General features: G+C 66.1%; 25 protein-coding genes. All 25 read right to left on the bottom strand.

Annotation, left to right across the window (positions count from 1 at the left end; all coding sequences use genetic code 11):
* Positions 1–49 precede the first annotated feature (49 nt).
* The 25 genes from infA to rpsJ all read right to left on the bottom strand — a co-directional run bounded on the left by infA (position 50) and on the right by rpsJ (position 13,559).
* Positions 50–271, bottom strand: a complete 222-nt coding sequence (gene infA, locus ABFX81_RS15745) for a translation initiation factor IF-1 (protein WP_003948620.1) — start codon at positions 269–271, stop codon at positions 50–52.
* Positions 272–530: 259 nt separating this feature from the next.
* On the bottom strand, positions 531–1,367 hold the full coding sequence (gene map, locus ABFX81_RS15740) for a type I methionyl aminopeptidase (protein WP_086842626.1): 837 nt from the start codon (positions 1,365–1,367) through the stop codon (positions 531–533).
* A gap of 131 nt (positions 1,368–1,498) precedes the next feature.
* A complete protein-coding gene (locus ABFX81_RS15735) occupies positions 1,499–2,161 on the bottom strand; it encodes an adenylate kinase (protein WP_086842628.1) in 663 nt (220 codons plus the stop codon).
* Positions 2,161–3,474 carry a preprotein translocase subunit SecY gene (gene secY, locus ABFX81_RS15730; RefSeq protein WP_086842630.1) on the bottom strand — a complete coding sequence of 438 codons (1,314 nt, stop codon included), beginning with the start codon at positions 3,472–3,474 and terminating at the stop codon, positions 2,161–2,163. Before secY ends, ABFX81_RS15735 begins: the two co-directional genes overlap by 1 nt.
* A 236-nt stretch (positions 3,475–3,710) precedes the next feature.
* Positions 3,711–4,166, bottom strand: coding sequence for a 50S ribosomal protein L15 (rplO, locus tag ABFX81_RS15725; protein WP_086560685.1), 456 nt, complete (start codon positions 4,164–4,166; stop codon positions 3,711–3,713).
* A 2-nt stretch (positions 4,167–4,168) separates the two neighbouring features.
* Positions 4,169–4,351 (bottom strand): 50S ribosomal protein L30, encoded by a 183-nt coding sequence (rpmD, locus tag ABFX81_RS15720; protein ID WP_003974250.1) that lies wholly within the window; start codon positions 4,349–4,351, stop codon positions 4,169–4,171.
* A gap of 2 nt (positions 4,352–4,353) precedes the next feature.
* Positions 4,354–4,959, bottom strand: coding sequence for a 30S ribosomal protein S5 (rpsE, locus tag ABFX81_RS15715; protein ID WP_009190144.1), 606 nt, complete (start codon positions 4,957–4,959; stop codon positions 4,354–4,356).
* 43 nt (positions 4,960–5,002) lie between these two features.
* Positions 5,003–5,386 carry a 50S ribosomal protein L18 gene (rplR, locus tag ABFX81_RS15710; protein ID WP_007494754.1) on the bottom strand — a complete coding sequence of 128 codons (384 nt, stop codon included), beginning with the start codon at positions 5,384–5,386 and terminating at the stop codon, positions 5,003–5,005.
* 3 nt (positions 5,387–5,389) lie between these two features.
* The gene (gene rplF, locus ABFX81_RS15705) at positions 5,390–5,929 is read right to left on the bottom strand and encodes a 50S ribosomal protein L6 (RefSeq protein ID WP_059424839.1); all 540 of its coding nucleotides are present in this window, start codon (positions 5,927–5,929) and stop codon (positions 5,390–5,392) included.
* Positions 5,930–5,952: 23 nt separating this feature from the next.
* Positions 5,953–6,351 (bottom strand): 30S ribosomal protein S8, encoded by a 399-nt coding sequence (gene rpsH / locus ABFX81_RS15700; protein WP_003992367.1) that lies wholly within the window; start codon positions 6,349–6,351, stop codon positions 5,953–5,955.
* Between the two features lie 213 nt (positions 6,352–6,564).
* On the bottom strand, positions 6,565–6,750 hold the full coding sequence (locus ABFX81_RS15695; RefSeq protein ID WP_003948630.1) for a type Z 30S ribosomal protein S14: 186 nt from the start codon (positions 6,748–6,750) through the stop codon (positions 6,565–6,567).
* 5 nt (positions 6,751–6,755) lie between these two features.
* Positions 6,756–7,313, bottom strand: coding sequence for a 50S ribosomal protein L5 (gene rplE / locus ABFX81_RS15690; protein WP_086842632.1), 558 nt, complete (start codon positions 7,311–7,313; stop codon positions 6,756–6,758).
* Positions 7,313–7,636 (bottom strand): 50S ribosomal protein L24, encoded by a 324-nt coding sequence (gene rplX, locus ABFX81_RS15685; RefSeq protein WP_003992365.1) that lies wholly within the window; start codon positions 7,634–7,636, stop codon positions 7,313–7,315. The genes rplE and rplX overlap by 1 nt, the downstream gene beginning before the upstream one ends.
* Positions 7,637–7,638: 2 nt before the next feature.
* Positions 7,639–8,007 (bottom strand): 50S ribosomal protein L14, encoded by a 369-nt coding sequence (rplN, locus tag ABFX81_RS15680; protein ID WP_003998823.1) that lies wholly within the window; start codon positions 8,005–8,007, stop codon positions 7,639–7,641.
* A gap of 182 nt (positions 8,008–8,189) precedes the next feature.
* Entirely contained in the window at positions 8,190–8,477 is a 288-nt protein-coding gene (gene rpsQ, locus ABFX81_RS15675; protein WP_086601012.1) for a 30S ribosomal protein S17, read from the bottom strand.
* Positions 8,477–8,701 (bottom strand): 50S ribosomal protein L29, encoded by a 225-nt coding sequence (rpmC, locus tag ABFX81_RS15670; RefSeq protein ID WP_010036720.1) that lies wholly within the window; start codon positions 8,699–8,701, stop codon positions 8,477–8,479. The genes rpsQ and rpmC overlap by 1 nt, the downstream gene beginning before the upstream one ends.
* Positions 8,701–9,120, bottom strand: coding sequence for a 50S ribosomal protein L16 (gene rplP, locus ABFX81_RS15665; RefSeq protein WP_059424836.1), 420 nt, complete (start codon positions 9,118–9,120; stop codon positions 8,701–8,703). Before rplP ends, rpmC begins: the two co-directional genes overlap by 1 nt.
* A 5-nt stretch (positions 9,121–9,125) precedes the next feature.
* Positions 9,126–9,950, bottom strand: coding sequence for a 30S ribosomal protein S3 (rpsC, locus tag ABFX81_RS15660; protein ID WP_086560684.1), 825 nt, complete (start codon positions 9,948–9,950; stop codon positions 9,126–9,128).
* Complete coding sequence (rplV, locus tag ABFX81_RS15655) at positions 9,950–10,297, bottom strand: 50S ribosomal protein L22 (RefSeq protein ID WP_010036727.1); 348 nt, start codon at positions 10,295–10,297, stop codon at positions 9,950–9,952. The genes rpsC and rplV overlap by 1 nt, the downstream gene beginning before the upstream one ends.
* A 42-nt stretch (positions 10,298–10,339) precedes the next feature.
* Positions 10,340–10,621, bottom strand: coding sequence for a 30S ribosomal protein S19 (rpsS, locus tag ABFX81_RS15650; protein ID WP_003992359.1), 282 nt, complete (start codon positions 10,619–10,621; stop codon positions 10,340–10,342).
* A 12-nt stretch (positions 10,622–10,633) separates the two neighbouring features.
* On the bottom strand, positions 10,634–11,470 hold the full coding sequence (gene rplB, locus ABFX81_RS15645; protein WP_010036731.1) for a 50S ribosomal protein L2: 837 nt from the start codon (positions 11,468–11,470) through the stop codon (positions 10,634–10,636).
* Positions 11,471–11,508: 38 nt separating this feature from the next.
* Positions 11,509–11,928 carry a 50S ribosomal protein L23 gene (gene rplW, locus ABFX81_RS15640; RefSeq protein WP_086601016.1) on the bottom strand — a complete coding sequence of 140 codons (420 nt, stop codon included), beginning with the start codon at positions 11,926–11,928 and terminating at the stop codon, positions 11,509–11,511.
* Complete coding sequence (rplD, locus tag ABFX81_RS15635; RefSeq protein WP_086842634.1) at positions 11,928–12,584, bottom strand: 50S ribosomal protein L4; 657 nt, start codon at positions 12,582–12,584, stop codon at positions 11,928–11,930. Before rplD ends, rplW begins: the two co-directional genes overlap by 1 nt.
* 4 nt (positions 12,585–12,588) lie before the next feature.
* On the bottom strand, positions 12,589–13,233 hold the full coding sequence (gene rplC, locus ABFX81_RS15630) for a 50S ribosomal protein L3 (RefSeq protein WP_059424828.1): 645 nt from the start codon (positions 13,231–13,233) through the stop codon (positions 12,589–12,591).
* Positions 13,234–13,250: 17 nt separating this feature from the next.
* Positions 13,251–13,559, bottom strand: a complete 309-nt coding sequence (rpsJ, locus tag ABFX81_RS15625; RefSeq protein WP_003948644.1) for a 30S ribosomal protein S10 — start codon at positions 13,557–13,559, stop codon at positions 13,251–13,253.
* Between the last annotated feature and the right edge of the window lie 205 nt (positions 13,560–13,764).

Below are 13,764 nucleotides of genomic sequence, written 5' to 3'. Positions count from 1 at the left end.
GTTCTCCGGGTCAGTGCCACCACCCCGGAAGCCGGGGCGCGGGCAAGATCTACTTGTAGCGGTAGACGATCCGGCCACGCGTCAGGTCGTACGGAGACAGCTCCACCACGACCCGGTCGTCAGGGAGGATGCGGATGTAGTGCATACGCATCTTGCCGCTGATGTGTGCCAGGACCTGGTGGCCGTTCTGGAGCTCGACCTTGAACATGGCGTTCGGAAGAGACTCGACGACAGTGCCCTCGATCTCGATGGCACCTTGCTTCTTGGCCACGCTTCGCCCTTCGAATCGACTACCTTGATCGACTCAGTGCGAGCGCATGCAGACATGCGGATGCACAAGAGCCGACGAGTCAGTCTACGTCAGGGCCCTCGGAAACACGAATCGAGAGAGCCTGCCCCAGCGGAGAGATCCTTAAGCGCGCCCCATAGGGGCGCGGGGCTGTGTCGTATGCTGCTCCGCCGCGTGGGCGCGACAAGCCACAACGAACCCGCAGCCGCCGACCAGCAGGACCGCCCACCCCGGAAGGCGCTCAGCCCAGCGGATCCGGCGCGGCGACGATCCCCAGCTCGGCGAGCTTCGCCTTACCCCCGTCGGGAGACGTCAGCACCAGCGGCCCCTCCTCCGTCAGCGCGACGGAGTGCTCCCAGTGCGACGACCACGTACCGTCCGTGGTGACGACCGTCCAGTCGTCCTCCAGGACCTCCGTCTTCGGCGTCCCCAGCGACACCATCGGCTCGATCGCGAGGCAGAACCCGGGCACCAGCTTCGGGCCCTTGCCGCGCCGGCGGTCGACGTAGTTCAGCAGGTGCGGGTCCATGTGCATCTCGGTGCCGATGCCGTGGCCGCCGTAGTCCTCGATGATCCCGTAGCGGCCGCCGCCGGGCTTGGGCTGGCGGCGGATGTACGTCTCGATCGCCCGGGAGACGTCGACCAGCCGGTTGCCCTGCTTCATGGCCGCGATGCCCGCCCACATCGACTCCTCGGTCACCCGGGAGAGCTCGACGAGCTCCGGGGCGTGACCGGAGCCCACGAAGGCCGTGTACGCCGCGTCGCCGTGCCAGCCGTCGATGATCGCGCCGCAGTCGATGGAGATGACGTCCCCGTCCTTGAGGACGACCTCGTCGGAGGGGATGCCGTGGACGACGACCTCGTTCACCGAGGTGCAGATGGTCGCGGGGAAGCCGCCGTAGCCGAGGAAGTTCGGCTTGGCGTTGTGCTCGGCGAGCACCTTGCGCGCGACCTGGTCCAGATCCTTCGTCGTGGCCCCCGGCACGGCGGCTTCGCGCGTCGCCGCGTGAATGGCGGCGACGACCAGCCCCGCCTCACGCATCTTGGCGATCTGCTCGGGGCTCTTGATCTGCACCATGGGGGCTACGGCCTTTCTGGACCTTCGGAGAACATGAATGCCTTCAACGATACGGGGCCGCGTGAGGGCCCCGCCCACACAGCAGCCGCGGCTCCCCGAGGGGAACCGCGGCCGTAGCTGTGCATGAACGACTACTTGCCGTCCTCGCCACGCTTGAGCGCCTCCATGGCGCGCGTCGTGACGTCCTCCACCTTGCCGAGCGCGGAAATCGTGACCACCAGGCCCTGCGCCTTGTAGTAGTCGATGATCGGCTCGGTCTGCGTGTGGTAGACCTCCAGCCGCTTGCGGACGGTCTCTTCGGAGTCGTCGTCCCGCTGGTAGAGCTCGCCGCCGCAGACGTCGCAGACGCCCTCCTTGGCCGGCGGCTTGTACGTCACGTGGAAGACGTGCGCCGACTCGTTGCGGCAGACGCGACGGCCGGCGATCCGCTTGACGACCTCGTCCTCGGGGACCTCCAGGTCCAGCACCGCGTCGAGCTGCATGCTCTCGGTCTCGAGCAGCTCGTCGAGGGCCTCGGCCTGGGAGACGTTGCGGGGGAAGCCGTCCAGCAGGAAGCCGTTCTCGGCGTCCGGCTGCTCCATCCGGTCCTTGGCCATCGCGATCGTGACCTCGTCGGGCACGAGATTGCCCGCGTCCATGTAGGACTTCGCCAGTTTGCCGAGTTCCGTCTGCCGGCTGATGTTGGCCCGGAACAGGTCGCCCGTGGAGATGTGCGGGATCAACAGGTTCTTGGCCAGGAACGCGGCCTGCGTTCCCTTACCGGCACCCGGCGGCCCGACGAGGACGATACGCATCAGCGGAGGAACCCTTCGTAATTGCGCTGCTGGAGCTGGCTCTCGATCTGCTTCACCGTCTCGAGACCCACACCCACGATGATCAGGATGCTGGTCCCGCCGAACGGGAAGTTCTGGTTTGCCCCGAAACCAGCCAACGCCATCGTTGGCACGAGAGCGATCAGTCCCAAGTACAGCGAACCCGGCCAGGTGATCCGGTTGAGCACGTACGACAGGTACTCAGCGGTCGGCCGGCCAGCCCGGATGCCCGGGATGAAGCCACCATACTTCTTCATGTTGTCCGCGACTTCCTCGGGGTTGAACGAGATGGCCACGTAGAAGAAGGCGAAGAAAATGATCAGGAAGAAGTAGAGGACGATGTGCATCGGGGCGTCCGGCAACGCAAGATTCTTCTCGATCCAGATCTTCCAGCCGGAGTTTCCACCGGCGAACTGCGCGACCAGTGCCGGGATGTAGAGCAGCGACGAGGCAAAGATCACAGGGATGATGCCGGCCTGGTTGACCTTCAGCGGGATGTAGGTCGACGTACCGCCGTAGGACCGGCGGCCGATCATGCGCTTCGCGTACTGGACCGGGATACGGCGCTGAGCCTGCTCGACGAAGACCACCAGGCCGATCACGACGAGACCGACCGCGACGACGGTGCCGAACTCGATCCAGCCGTCGGCCAGGGAGCCCTGCTCCTTGATGGCCCACAGGGCGGACGGGAAGGTGGCGGCGATCGAGATGAACATCAGGATCGACATGCCGTTGCCGATGCCGCGGTCGGTGATGAGCTCGCCGAGCCACATCACGAACGCCGTACCGGCGGTCATGGTGATGACCATGGTGATGGTGACGAAGATCGACTGGTCAGGGACGATCTGGCTGGCCACCGGGCACCCCGAGAACAGGGCGCCGCTGCGAGCGGTGGCGACGAGGCCGGTGCCCTGGAGGATGGCGAGGGCCACCGTCAGGTAACGGGTGTACTGCGTGATCTTCGCCGTACCGGCCTGGCCCTCCTTCTTCAGGGCTTCCAGGCGCGGGATCACCACGGTCAGCAGCTGCAGAATGATGCTCGCCGTGATGTACGGCATGATGCCCAGCGCGAAGATCGTGATCTGGAGCAGCGCGCCGCCGCTGAACATGTTGACCAGACCGAACAGGCCCTGGTTGGCCTGGGCATTGTCGATACAGGTCTGGACGTTCCGGTAGTCGACACCCGGGATCGGGACATGCGTACCGACCCGGTAGACCACGATGATGCCGAGCGTGAAGAGCAGCTTCTTGCGCAGGTCGGGCGTCTTGAACGCCCGGGCGAACGCGGTGAGCACGGTGCCTCCTGCGACCCCCGCGCAACTGCGTCAAGGGTGACGGTCTTGAGGTTCGACGAATAAGTAACGGTCAACTGCCGCTCAGAGTGCCCGAAGTGCAGCACCCTGTGAAAAGAGGGCAGTGCAGGCCACCTTACCGGCGAGACTGCCGCCCTAGGAACGACCAACCGGGGATACCCCATATGTTGGGGTATCCCCGGTCGGGATCGCTCAGGTCATCGAGACGCCTGTGGTGTTCAGACGAGCTCGGTGACGGAACCGCCGGCAGCGGTGATCTTCTCCTTGGCGGAACCGGAGACGGCGTCGACCGTCACCTGGAGCGCCACGGAGATCTCGCCCTGGCCGAGGACCTTGACGAGGCTGTTCTTGCGAACAGCGCCCTTGGCCACCAGCGACTCGACGGTGACCTCGCCACCCTCGGGGTAGAGGGAGGCCAGCTTGTCGAGGTTCACGACCTGGTACTCGGTCTTGAACGGGTTCTTGAAGCCCTTCAGCTTCGGGAGACGCATGTGGAGGGGCATCTGCCCGCCCTCGAAGCGCTCCGGAACCTGGTAGCGGGCCTTGGTGCCCTTGGTACCACGACCGGCCGTCTTACCCTTCGACGCCTCACCACGACCGACACGGGTCTTGGCGGTCTTGGCGCCCGGGGCGGGACGGAGGTTGTGGATCTTGAGCGGGTTGTTCTCCGCCATGATCAGTCGACCTCCTCGACCGTCACGAGGTGGCGGACGGTGTGCACCATGCCGCGGAACTCGGGGCGGTCCTCCTTGACGACCTGCGTGTTGATGCCCTTGAGACCAAGGGAGCGCAGGGTGTCACGGTGGTTCTGCTTGCTGCCGATGTAGGACTTGACCTGCGTGATCTTGAGCTGCGCCATGATTACGCACCCGCCCCGGCACGCGCACGCAGGAGAGCCGCGGGAGCGACGTCCTCGAGGGGCAGACCACGGCGGGCCGCGATCTCCTCGGGACGCTGCAGGCCCTTCAGGGCCTCCACGGTGGCGTGCACGATGTTGATCGCGTTGTCGGAGCCGAGCGACTTCGACAGCACGTCGTGGATACCGGCGCACTCGAGCACGGCACGCACCGGACCACCGGCGATAACACCGGTACCGGGCGACGCGGGCTTGAGCAGGACGACGCCGGCAGCCTTCTCACCCTGGATGGGGTGCGGGATGGTGCCCTGGATCCGGGGGACCTTGAAGAAGTGCTTCTTGGCCTCCTCAACGCCCTTGGCGATGGCGGCCGGCACCTCCTTGGCCTTGCCGTAACCGACACCCACGGTGCCGTCACCGTCGCCCACCACGACCAGCGCGGTGAAGCTGAAGCGACGACCACCCTTCACAACCTTGGCGACGCGGTTGATCGCGACAACGCGCTCAACGTACGCGGTCTTCTCGGCGGCAGCTGCGCCGCCGTCACGGCCCTTCCGGTCCCGCCGCTCGCCGCCACCGGCACCGCCACCGCGGCGCTGGGGTCCAGCCATTGGAATTACCTCTCTCTGTCTCCGCTAGCTACGGAACCAGGACTCAGAACTTGAGTCCGGCCTCGCGGGCGGCGTCCGCCAGGGCGGCGATGCGCCCCGCGTACTGGTTACCACCACGGTCGAACACGACGGCCTCGACACCGGCGGCCTTGGCGCGCTCGGCGACCAGGGCGCCGACCTGCTTGGCCTGCGCGGACTTGTCGCCCTCGCCACCGCGGATCGAGGTGTCCAGGGTGGACGCCGACGCAAGGGTGTGACCCTTGATGTCGTCGATCACCTGGGCCACGATGTGGCGGTTCGAGCGGGTAACGACCAGACGCGGACGCTCCGCCGTACCGTTGATGTGCTTACGGATCCGGATGTGGCGGCGCTTGATCGCGGCGCGCTTGTAGGCGTCGCCCTTAAGGATCTTCTGTCCGTATGCCATGGCTTACTTACCCGCCTTTCCGACCTTGCGGCGGATGACTTCGCCCTCGTACTTGACGCCCTTGGCCTTGTACGGGTCGGGCCTGCGCAGCTTGCGGATGTTGGCCGCAACCTCGCCGACCTTCTGCTTGTCGATGCCCTCGACCGAGAAACGGGTCGGGGACTCCACCTTGAAGGTGATGCCCTCGGGGGCCTCGACCAGGATCGGGTGGCTGTAGCCCAGGGAGAACTCCAGGTTGGAGCCCTTGGCCTGGACGCGGTAACCGACACCGCTGATTTCGAGCTTCTTGACGTATCCCTGGGTCACACCGGTGATCATGTTCGCCACCAGCGTGCGGGACAGGCCGTGCAGGGCCTTGCTCTGCCGCTCGTCGTTGGGCCGCAGCACCTGAAGGGTGCCGTCCTCGGCCTTGGCGATGTCGATCGGCGCGATGACGGTGTGGGTCAATTCGCCCTTGGGGCCCTTGACCGCGACCGTACGGCCGTCGATGGTGACGTCCACGCCGGCGGGAACCGGGATGGGGAGCTTGCCGATACGCGACATGTTGTCTCTCCTCCGTTCCCGAACTACCAGACGTAGGCGAGGACTTCCCCACCCACGCCCTTCTTCTGCGCCTGCTTGTCGGTCAGGAGACCGTGGGACGTGGAGATGATGGCCACGCCCAGGCCGCCCAGAACCTTCGGCAGGTTGGTGGACTTCGCGTACACCCGGAGACCGGGCTTGGAGATCCGCTTGATCCCCGCGATGGAGCGCTCACGGTTGGGGCCGAACTTCAGCTCCAGGACGAGGTTCTTGCCGACCTCGGCGTCCTCGACCTTCCAGCCCGTGATGAAGCCCTCCTGCTGGAGGATCTCCGCGATGTGCGACTTGATCTTCGAGTGCGGCATCGCCACGGAGTCGTGGTACGCCGAGTTCGCGTTCCGCAGACGCGTCAGCATGTCTGCGATCGGATCAGTCATGGTCATGAATTGGCCTTCGGCCTCTCTCGCCGGGGTTTCCTGGTGCGCCATCCCTCTCCCCGATCCGAGACGGGACGGGTGCGGCGCGGTGGACCTACGGCGTAGTAAGTCGTAAGGGCGGCGGCAGACGCCCAACCCCACAAGCCTAAGGCATGCGAGCTGGACGTCCTGCCGCCCCAGATGCTTACCGAGAGCCCTGCTAATCCCTGATTGGAGGGATTACCAGGAGCTCTTGGTCACGCCCGGCAGCTCGCCACGGTGAGCCATCTCACGAAGGCACACGCGGCACAGGCCGAACTTGCGGTACACGGAGTGCGGACGACCACAGCGCTGGCAGCGCGTGTAGCCACGTACGCCGAACTTGGGCTTACGAGCAGCCTTCGCGATCAGAGCCTTCTTCGCCATCTCGCTCACGCCTCCTTGAAGGGGAAGCCGAGGTGACGGAGGAGCGCGCGGCCCTCAGCGTCGTTGGTCGCCGTGGTGACCACGGTGATGTCCATACCCCGGACGCGGTCGATCTTGTCCTGGTCGATCTCGTGGAACATGACCTGCTCCGTGAGACCGAAGGTGTAGTTGCCACGGCCGTCGAACTGCTTGGGGGACAGGCCGCGGAAGTCGCGGATGCGCGGCAGCGCGAGCGACAGGGTGCGGTCCAGGAACTCCCACATGCGGTCGCCACGGAGCGTGACGTGGGCACCGATCGGCTGGCCCTCACGCAGCTTGAACTGCGCGATGGACTTGCGGGCCTTGGTGACGGCCGGCTTCTGACCGGTGATCGTGGTGAGGTCGCGGATGGCGCCCTCGATCAGCTTGGAGTCGCGGGCGGCGTCGCCCACACCCATGTTGACCACGATCTTCACGAGACCGGGGATCTGCATGACGTTCTCGTACTTGAACTCGTCACGCAGCTTGCCCGTGATCTCCTCACGGTACTTCTGCTTCAGACGCGGGCTGGTGGTGGTCGTCATCAGATGTCCTCACCCGTCCGCTTGGCAACGCGGATCTTGTTGCCTTCGTCGTCGAAGCGGTAACCGACGCGGGTCACGACCTTGTTGCCGTCCTTCTCCACGACCAGCTGGACGTTGGAGACGTGGATCGGCGCCTCGGTGGTGACGATGCCGCCGGCCTGCGAACCGCGAGCCGTCGGACCGGCCTTGGTGTGCTTCTTGACCCGGTTGACACCCTCGACCAGGACACGGTCCTCGCGGGGGAAGGCCGCGATGACCTTGCCCTGCTTGCCCTTGTCCTTACCGGTGATGACCTGGACCAGGTCGCCCTTCTTGATCTTCATGCTCACAGCACCTCCGGCGCGAGGGAGATGATCTTCATGAACTTCTTCTCGCGCAGCTCACGGCCGACCGGGCCGAAGATACGGGTGCCACGAGGGTCGCCGTCGTTCTTCAGAATGACAGCGGCGTTCTCGTCGAAGCGGATGTACGAGCCGTCCGGACGGCGGCGCTCCTTGACGGTGCGAACGATGACCGCCTTGACGACGTCACCCTTCTTCACGTTGCCACCGGGGATCGCGTCCTTGACGGTGGCGACGATGACGTCACCGATACCCGCGTAGCGGCGACCGGAGCCGCCGAGCACACGGATGCAGAGGATCTCCTTCGCACCCGTGTTGTCGGCGACACGCAGTCGCGACTCCTGCTGGATCACGTCTATCTCCTGGTTGTCTGCCGGTTCCCGCAGGGCCCTTTCGGGACGAACCTGCGAGCCTGGCGGAACTGTCCTGCGGGGTAGCCCCCGAAGGAATTACTTAAGCCTCTGTGGGCGAAAACCCGCGCCGGGGGCCGTACGGCCGCCCCCGGCGGGGGTCAGCGGGGATGACCCCCGCTTGGTTACTTCGCCTTCTCGAGGATCTCCACGACGCGCCAGCGCTTGGTCGCCGAGAGCGGGCGGGTCTCCATCAGGAGAACCCGGTCGCCAACGCCGACGGCGTTCTGCTCGTCGTGCGCCTTGACCTTGTTCGTACGGCGGATGACCTTGCCGTACAGCGCGTGCTTGACGCGGTCCTCGACGGCGACGACGACGGTCTTGTCCATCTTGTCGCTGACGACCAGACCCTCACGGGTCTTGCGGAAACCGCGGTCCGTCTTGGTCTCTTCAGTCACGTTGCTCTCGCTCATCAGGCGCTCTCCACCGTCTCGATGCCCAGCTCGCGCTCACGCATCAGGGTGTAGATCCGCGCGATGTCCTTGCGGACGGCCTTGAGCCGACCGTGGTTCTCGAGCTGGCCCGTCGCCGCCTGGAAGCGGAGGTTGAACAGCTCTTCCTTGGCCTCGCGGAGCTTGTTGAGAAGCTCCTCGTTGCCCAGCTCGCGCAGCTCCGACGCCTTGGTACCGGCCGACATCACGCTTCACCTGCCTCGCGCTTGACGATCTTGCACTTCATCGGCAGCTTGTGAGCCGCACGGGTCAGGGCCTCGCGCGCGATCTTCTCGTTGGGGTACGACAGCTCGAACATCACGCGTCCGGGCTTGACGTTGGCCACCCACCACTCCGGCGAACCCTTACCGGAACCCATGCGGGTCTCGGCGGGCTTCTTGGTGAGGGGGCGGTCCGGGTAGATGTTGATCCAGACCTTGCCACCACGCTTGATGTGACGCGTCATGGCGATACGAGCGGCCTCGATCTGACGGTTCGTCACATACGCCGGGGTCAGCGCCTGGATGCCGTACTCGCCGAACGCAACCTGCGTGCCACCCTTGGACATGCCGCTGCGCTTGGGGTGGTGCTGCTTGCGGTGCTTGACCCTACGGGGGATCAGCATTTCGGTCAGGCCTCCGTTCCGGTGCTCTCAGCCGGAGCGGCGGACGCGGGAGCCTCGGCCTTGGGGGCCTCGGCGCCGGCAGCCTGCTGCGGCTTGCGACCGCGCCGCTCGCCACCGCGGCCACCACGGGCCGGGCGGTCTGCACCGCCGCGCGCCGGGCGGTTACCCGCACGGGCAGCGGCGTTCTCGGCGCGGACCTCGGCGATGTTCTTGACGTCGCCCTTGTAGATCCAGACCTTCACGCCGATGCGGCCGAAGGTCGTCTTGGCCTCGAAGAAGCCGTAGTCCACGTTCGCGCGGAGCGTGTGCAGGGGCACACGGCCCTCGCGGTAGAACTCCGAGCGGGACATCTCGGCGCCACCGAGGCGGCCACCGCACTGGATCTTGATGCCCTTGGCGCCGGCCTTCATCGCCGACTGCATGCTCTTGCGCATGGCACGGCGGAAGGAGACGCGGGAGGACAGCTGCTCGGCGACGGCCTGGGCCACCAGCTGAGCGTCCGTCTCCGGGTTCTTGACCTCGAGGATGTTCAGCTGGACCTGCTTGCCGGTCAGCTTCTCCAGGTCACCGCGGATGCGGTCGGCCTCGGCGCCGCGGCGGCCGATGACGATGCCCGGACGAGCGGTGTGGATGTCCACACGCACGCGGTCACGGGTGCGCTCGATCTCGACCTTGGAGATGCCGGCGCGCTCCATGCCGGACGTCATCATCCGACGGATGGCGACGTCTTCCTTGACGTAGTCCTTGTACAGCTTGTCGGCGTACCAGCGCGACTTGAAGTCGGTCGTAACGCCGAGCCGGAACCCGTGCGGGTTTACCTTCTGGCCCATTACCGGGTTCCTTCCTTGCTGCTGACGACCACGGTGATGTGGCTGGTCCGCTTGCGGATCCGGTAGGCACGGCCCTGGGCGCGCGGACGGAACCGCTTCAGGGTCGGGCCCTCGTCGACGTAGGCCTCGGAGATGTAGAGGCTGTCGACATCGGTGTGGTCGTAGTTGTGCGCGGCGTTGGCGATGGCGCTGTCCAGCACCTTGCCGACCGGCACGCTCGCGGCCTGCGGGGCGAAACGCAGGACCGCCTGAGCCTCCGTGGCGTTCAGGCCACGGATGAGGTCCACCACTCGGCGGGCCTTCATGGGCGTGACGCGGATGTACCGCGCCTGGGCCCTGGCTTCCATGGTTGTCCTTCCAGTGTCTGTCATGGTCATTCCACCCCGCGCTTAGCGGCGCTTCGACTTCCGGTCGTCCTTGACGTGACCCCGGAAGGTGCGCGTCGGCGAGAACTCGCCGAGCTTGTGGCCGACCATCGACTCGGTGACAAACACCGGAATGTGGGTCTTGCCGTTGTGCACCGCGAGCGTGTGGCCGAGCATGGCCGGCACGATCATGGAGCGACGGGACCAGGTCTTGATGACGTTCTTGGTGCCGGCTTCGTTCTGGGCGTCCACCTTCTTGATCAGGTGGTCGTCGACGAAGGGCCCCTTCTTGAGACTGCGCGGCATCTAAACCCGCTCCTAGCGCTTCTTGTTCGTCTTGCGGCGGCGGACGATGTACTTGTTCGACGCCTTCTTGGGCGAACGAGTACGGCCTTCCTTCTTGCCCCACGGGGACACCGGGTGGCGACCACCGGAGGTACGGCCCTCACCACCACCGTGCGGGTGGTCAACCGGGTTCATGACCACACCACGCACGGTCGGGCGGACGCCCAGCCAGCGCTTACGGCCGGCCTTGCCCCAGTTGATGTTGCTCTGCTCGGCGTTGCCGACCTCGCCCACAGTGGCGCGGCAGCGGACGTCGACCAGGCGGATCTCACCGGACGGCATGCGCAGGTGGGCCATGGAGCCCTCCTTCGCGAGCAGCTGCACCGAGGCGCCGGCGGAGCGGGCGAACTTCGCACCGCCGCCCGGACGCAGCTCGATGGCGTGCAGCGTGGTACCGACCGGGATGTTGCGCAGGGCCAGGTTGTTGCCCGGCTTGATGTCGGCCCCGGGACCGTTCTCGACGCGGTCGCCCTGCGACAGGCCACGCGGCGCGAGGATGTAGCGCTTCTCGCCGTCCGCGTAGTGCAGGAGCGCGATGCGCGCGGTGCGGTTGGGGTCGTACTCGATGTGCGCGACCTTCGCCGGCACGCCGTCCTTGTCGTGACGACGGAAGTCGATCACGCGGTAGGCGCGCTTGTGGCCACCACCCTGGTGGCGGACGGTCACACGACCGGAGTTGTTACGGCCACCCTTGCTGTGCAGGGGGCGGACCAACGACTTCTCCGGCGTGGACCGCGTGACCTCGACGAAGTCGGCGACGCTGGAGCCACGACGGCCCGGCGTAGTCGGCTTGTACTTGCGGATTCCCATTTCTCAGTCCTCGTCCGATATCGGACGATCCGACCCGCTTACGCGGTCGGACCGCCGAAGATGTCGATACGGTCGCCCTCGGCGAGGGTCACGATCGCGCGCTTGGAGCCGGCGCGCTGACCGAAGCCGGTCTTGGTGCGCTTGCGCTTGCCCTGGCGGTTGATCGTGTTGACCCCGGTGACCTTGACCGAGAAGACCGACTGGACGGCCTGCTTGATCTGGGTCTTGTTGGCGCTCGGGTCCACGATGAAGGTGTACTTGCCCTCGTCGAGGAGCGCGTAGCTCTTCTCCGAGACGACCGGCTTGAGCAGCACGTCACGGGGGTCCGTGAAGGACTTGCTCAGCGGGGTCTCGACGGTGTTCTTGCCCTCGGTGGCGTGGCGACGCGCCTTCTTGACGCGAGCCTCCTTGGCCTTCTTCGCGGCCTTCGAGGCGATAGCGGGGTGACGGATGGCCATCAGACCTCGCTCCCTTCGGTGTCGTTGGCCTTCGGGCCGGCGACGAAGGACTCGAAAGCGGCCTGGGTGAAGACCACGTCGTCCGAGACGAGAACGTCGTACGTGTTCAGCTGGCCCGGCTCCAGGATGTGGACCTGGGGCAGGTTGCGGGCGGACAGCCACGCGGCCTCGTCGGAGCGGTCGACGACCAGGAGCAGGTTCTTGCGCTCGCTGATCTTGCCGAACAGGCTCTTGGCGGCCTTGGTGGAGGGAGTCTCGCCCTCGATCACGCCGGAGACGACGTGGATGCGGTTGTGGCGGGCCCGGTCGGTGAGGGCGTGACGCAGCGCGGCAGCCTTCATCTTCTTGGGCGTCCGCTGCGAGTAGTCGCGCGGCACGGGACCGTGCACGACGCCACCACCGGCGAACTGCGGCGCGCGGGTCGAACCCTGACGGGCGCGACCGGTGCCCTTCTGGCGGTACGGCTTCTTGCCACCGCCGCGGACCTCGCCACGAGTCTTGGTCTTGTGCGTGCCCTGGCGGGCAGCGGCCAGCTGTGCGACGACGACCTGGTGGATCAGCGGAATGCTGACCTTCTCGACGTCGAAGATCTCCGCGGGGAGCTCGACGGAACCGGCCTTGTCGCCCGCCGGCGAAAGGATGTCAACAGTGCTCATTACCTCAGGCCCCCTTGGCCGCGGTGCGGACCAGGACGAGGCCGCCGTTCGGACCGGGAACCGCGCCCTTGATGAGCAGCAGACCCTTCTCCGCGTCAACGGCGTGGACGGTCAGGTTCTGGGTGGTGACCCGCTCGTTGCCCATGCGACCCGCCATGCGGAGGCCCTTGAACACGCGGCCCGGGGTGGCGCAGCCACCGATGGAACCGGGAGAGCGGTGCTTGCGCTGGGTGCCGTGTCCGGCGCCGAGGCCCTTGAAGTTGTGACGCTTCATGACACCGGCGAAGCCCTTGCCCTTGCTCTTGCCGGTCACGTCGACCTTCACGCCGGCCTCGAACACCTCAGCGGTGATCTCCTGGCCCAGCGTGTACTCGGAGGCGTCCGCGGTGCGGATCTCGACGAGGTGGCGACGGGGAGTGACGTCGGCCTTGGAGAAGTGGCCCTTGAGGGGCTTGTTCACCTTGCGCGGGTCGATCTCGCCGAAGGCGATCTGGACGGACTCGTAGCCGTCGACATCGTTCGTACGGACCTGGGTGACGACGTTGGGCCCGGCCTTGACGACGGTGACCGGGACGACGCGGTTGTTCGCGTCCCACACCTGCGTCATACCGAGCTTCTCGCCCAGGATGCCCTTGATCTGCTTAGCCATCTCTCAGATCACCGGCCTCAGAGCTTGATCTCGATGTCGACACCGGCCGGGAGGTCGAGTCGCATCAGAGAGTCAACGGTCTTGGGGGTCGGGTCGAGGATGTCGATCAGGCGCTTGTGGGTGCGCATCTCGAAGTGCTCGCGCGAGTCCTTGTACTTGTGCGGCGACTTGATGACGCAGTACACGTTCTTCTCAGTGGGCAGCGGCACCGGGCCCGCGACCGACGCACCAGTACGCGTCACCGTCTCGACGATCTTCTTCGCCGAGCTGTCGATGACCTCGTGGTCGTAGGCCTTGAGCCGGATGCGGATCTTCTGTCCCGCCATGGCTACTCAGTAGTCCTGTCTCTCGTAACGCTCTGGAACCCGGCGTTCCAGCCCTTCTGTCCGACCCACGCGGTCGGGCGTGTCGCTCTTCCGCTGACACAGATGTCCCTTGTTCGGACATCCCTTCCAGGGAATGCACACGGCCCTTCCGGAACCGCAGACCGGGACCAGAAGGCCACCGGGTGCCTGGCCGGTGCCGCACTGA

Source organism: Streptomyces coeruleofuscus (assembly GCF_039532725.1).
GTDB lineage: Bacteria > Actinomycetota > Actinomycetes > Streptomycetales > Streptomycetaceae > Streptomyces > Streptomyces coeruleofuscus.
This window is presented reverse-complemented; position numbering and strand designations above follow the sequence as displayed.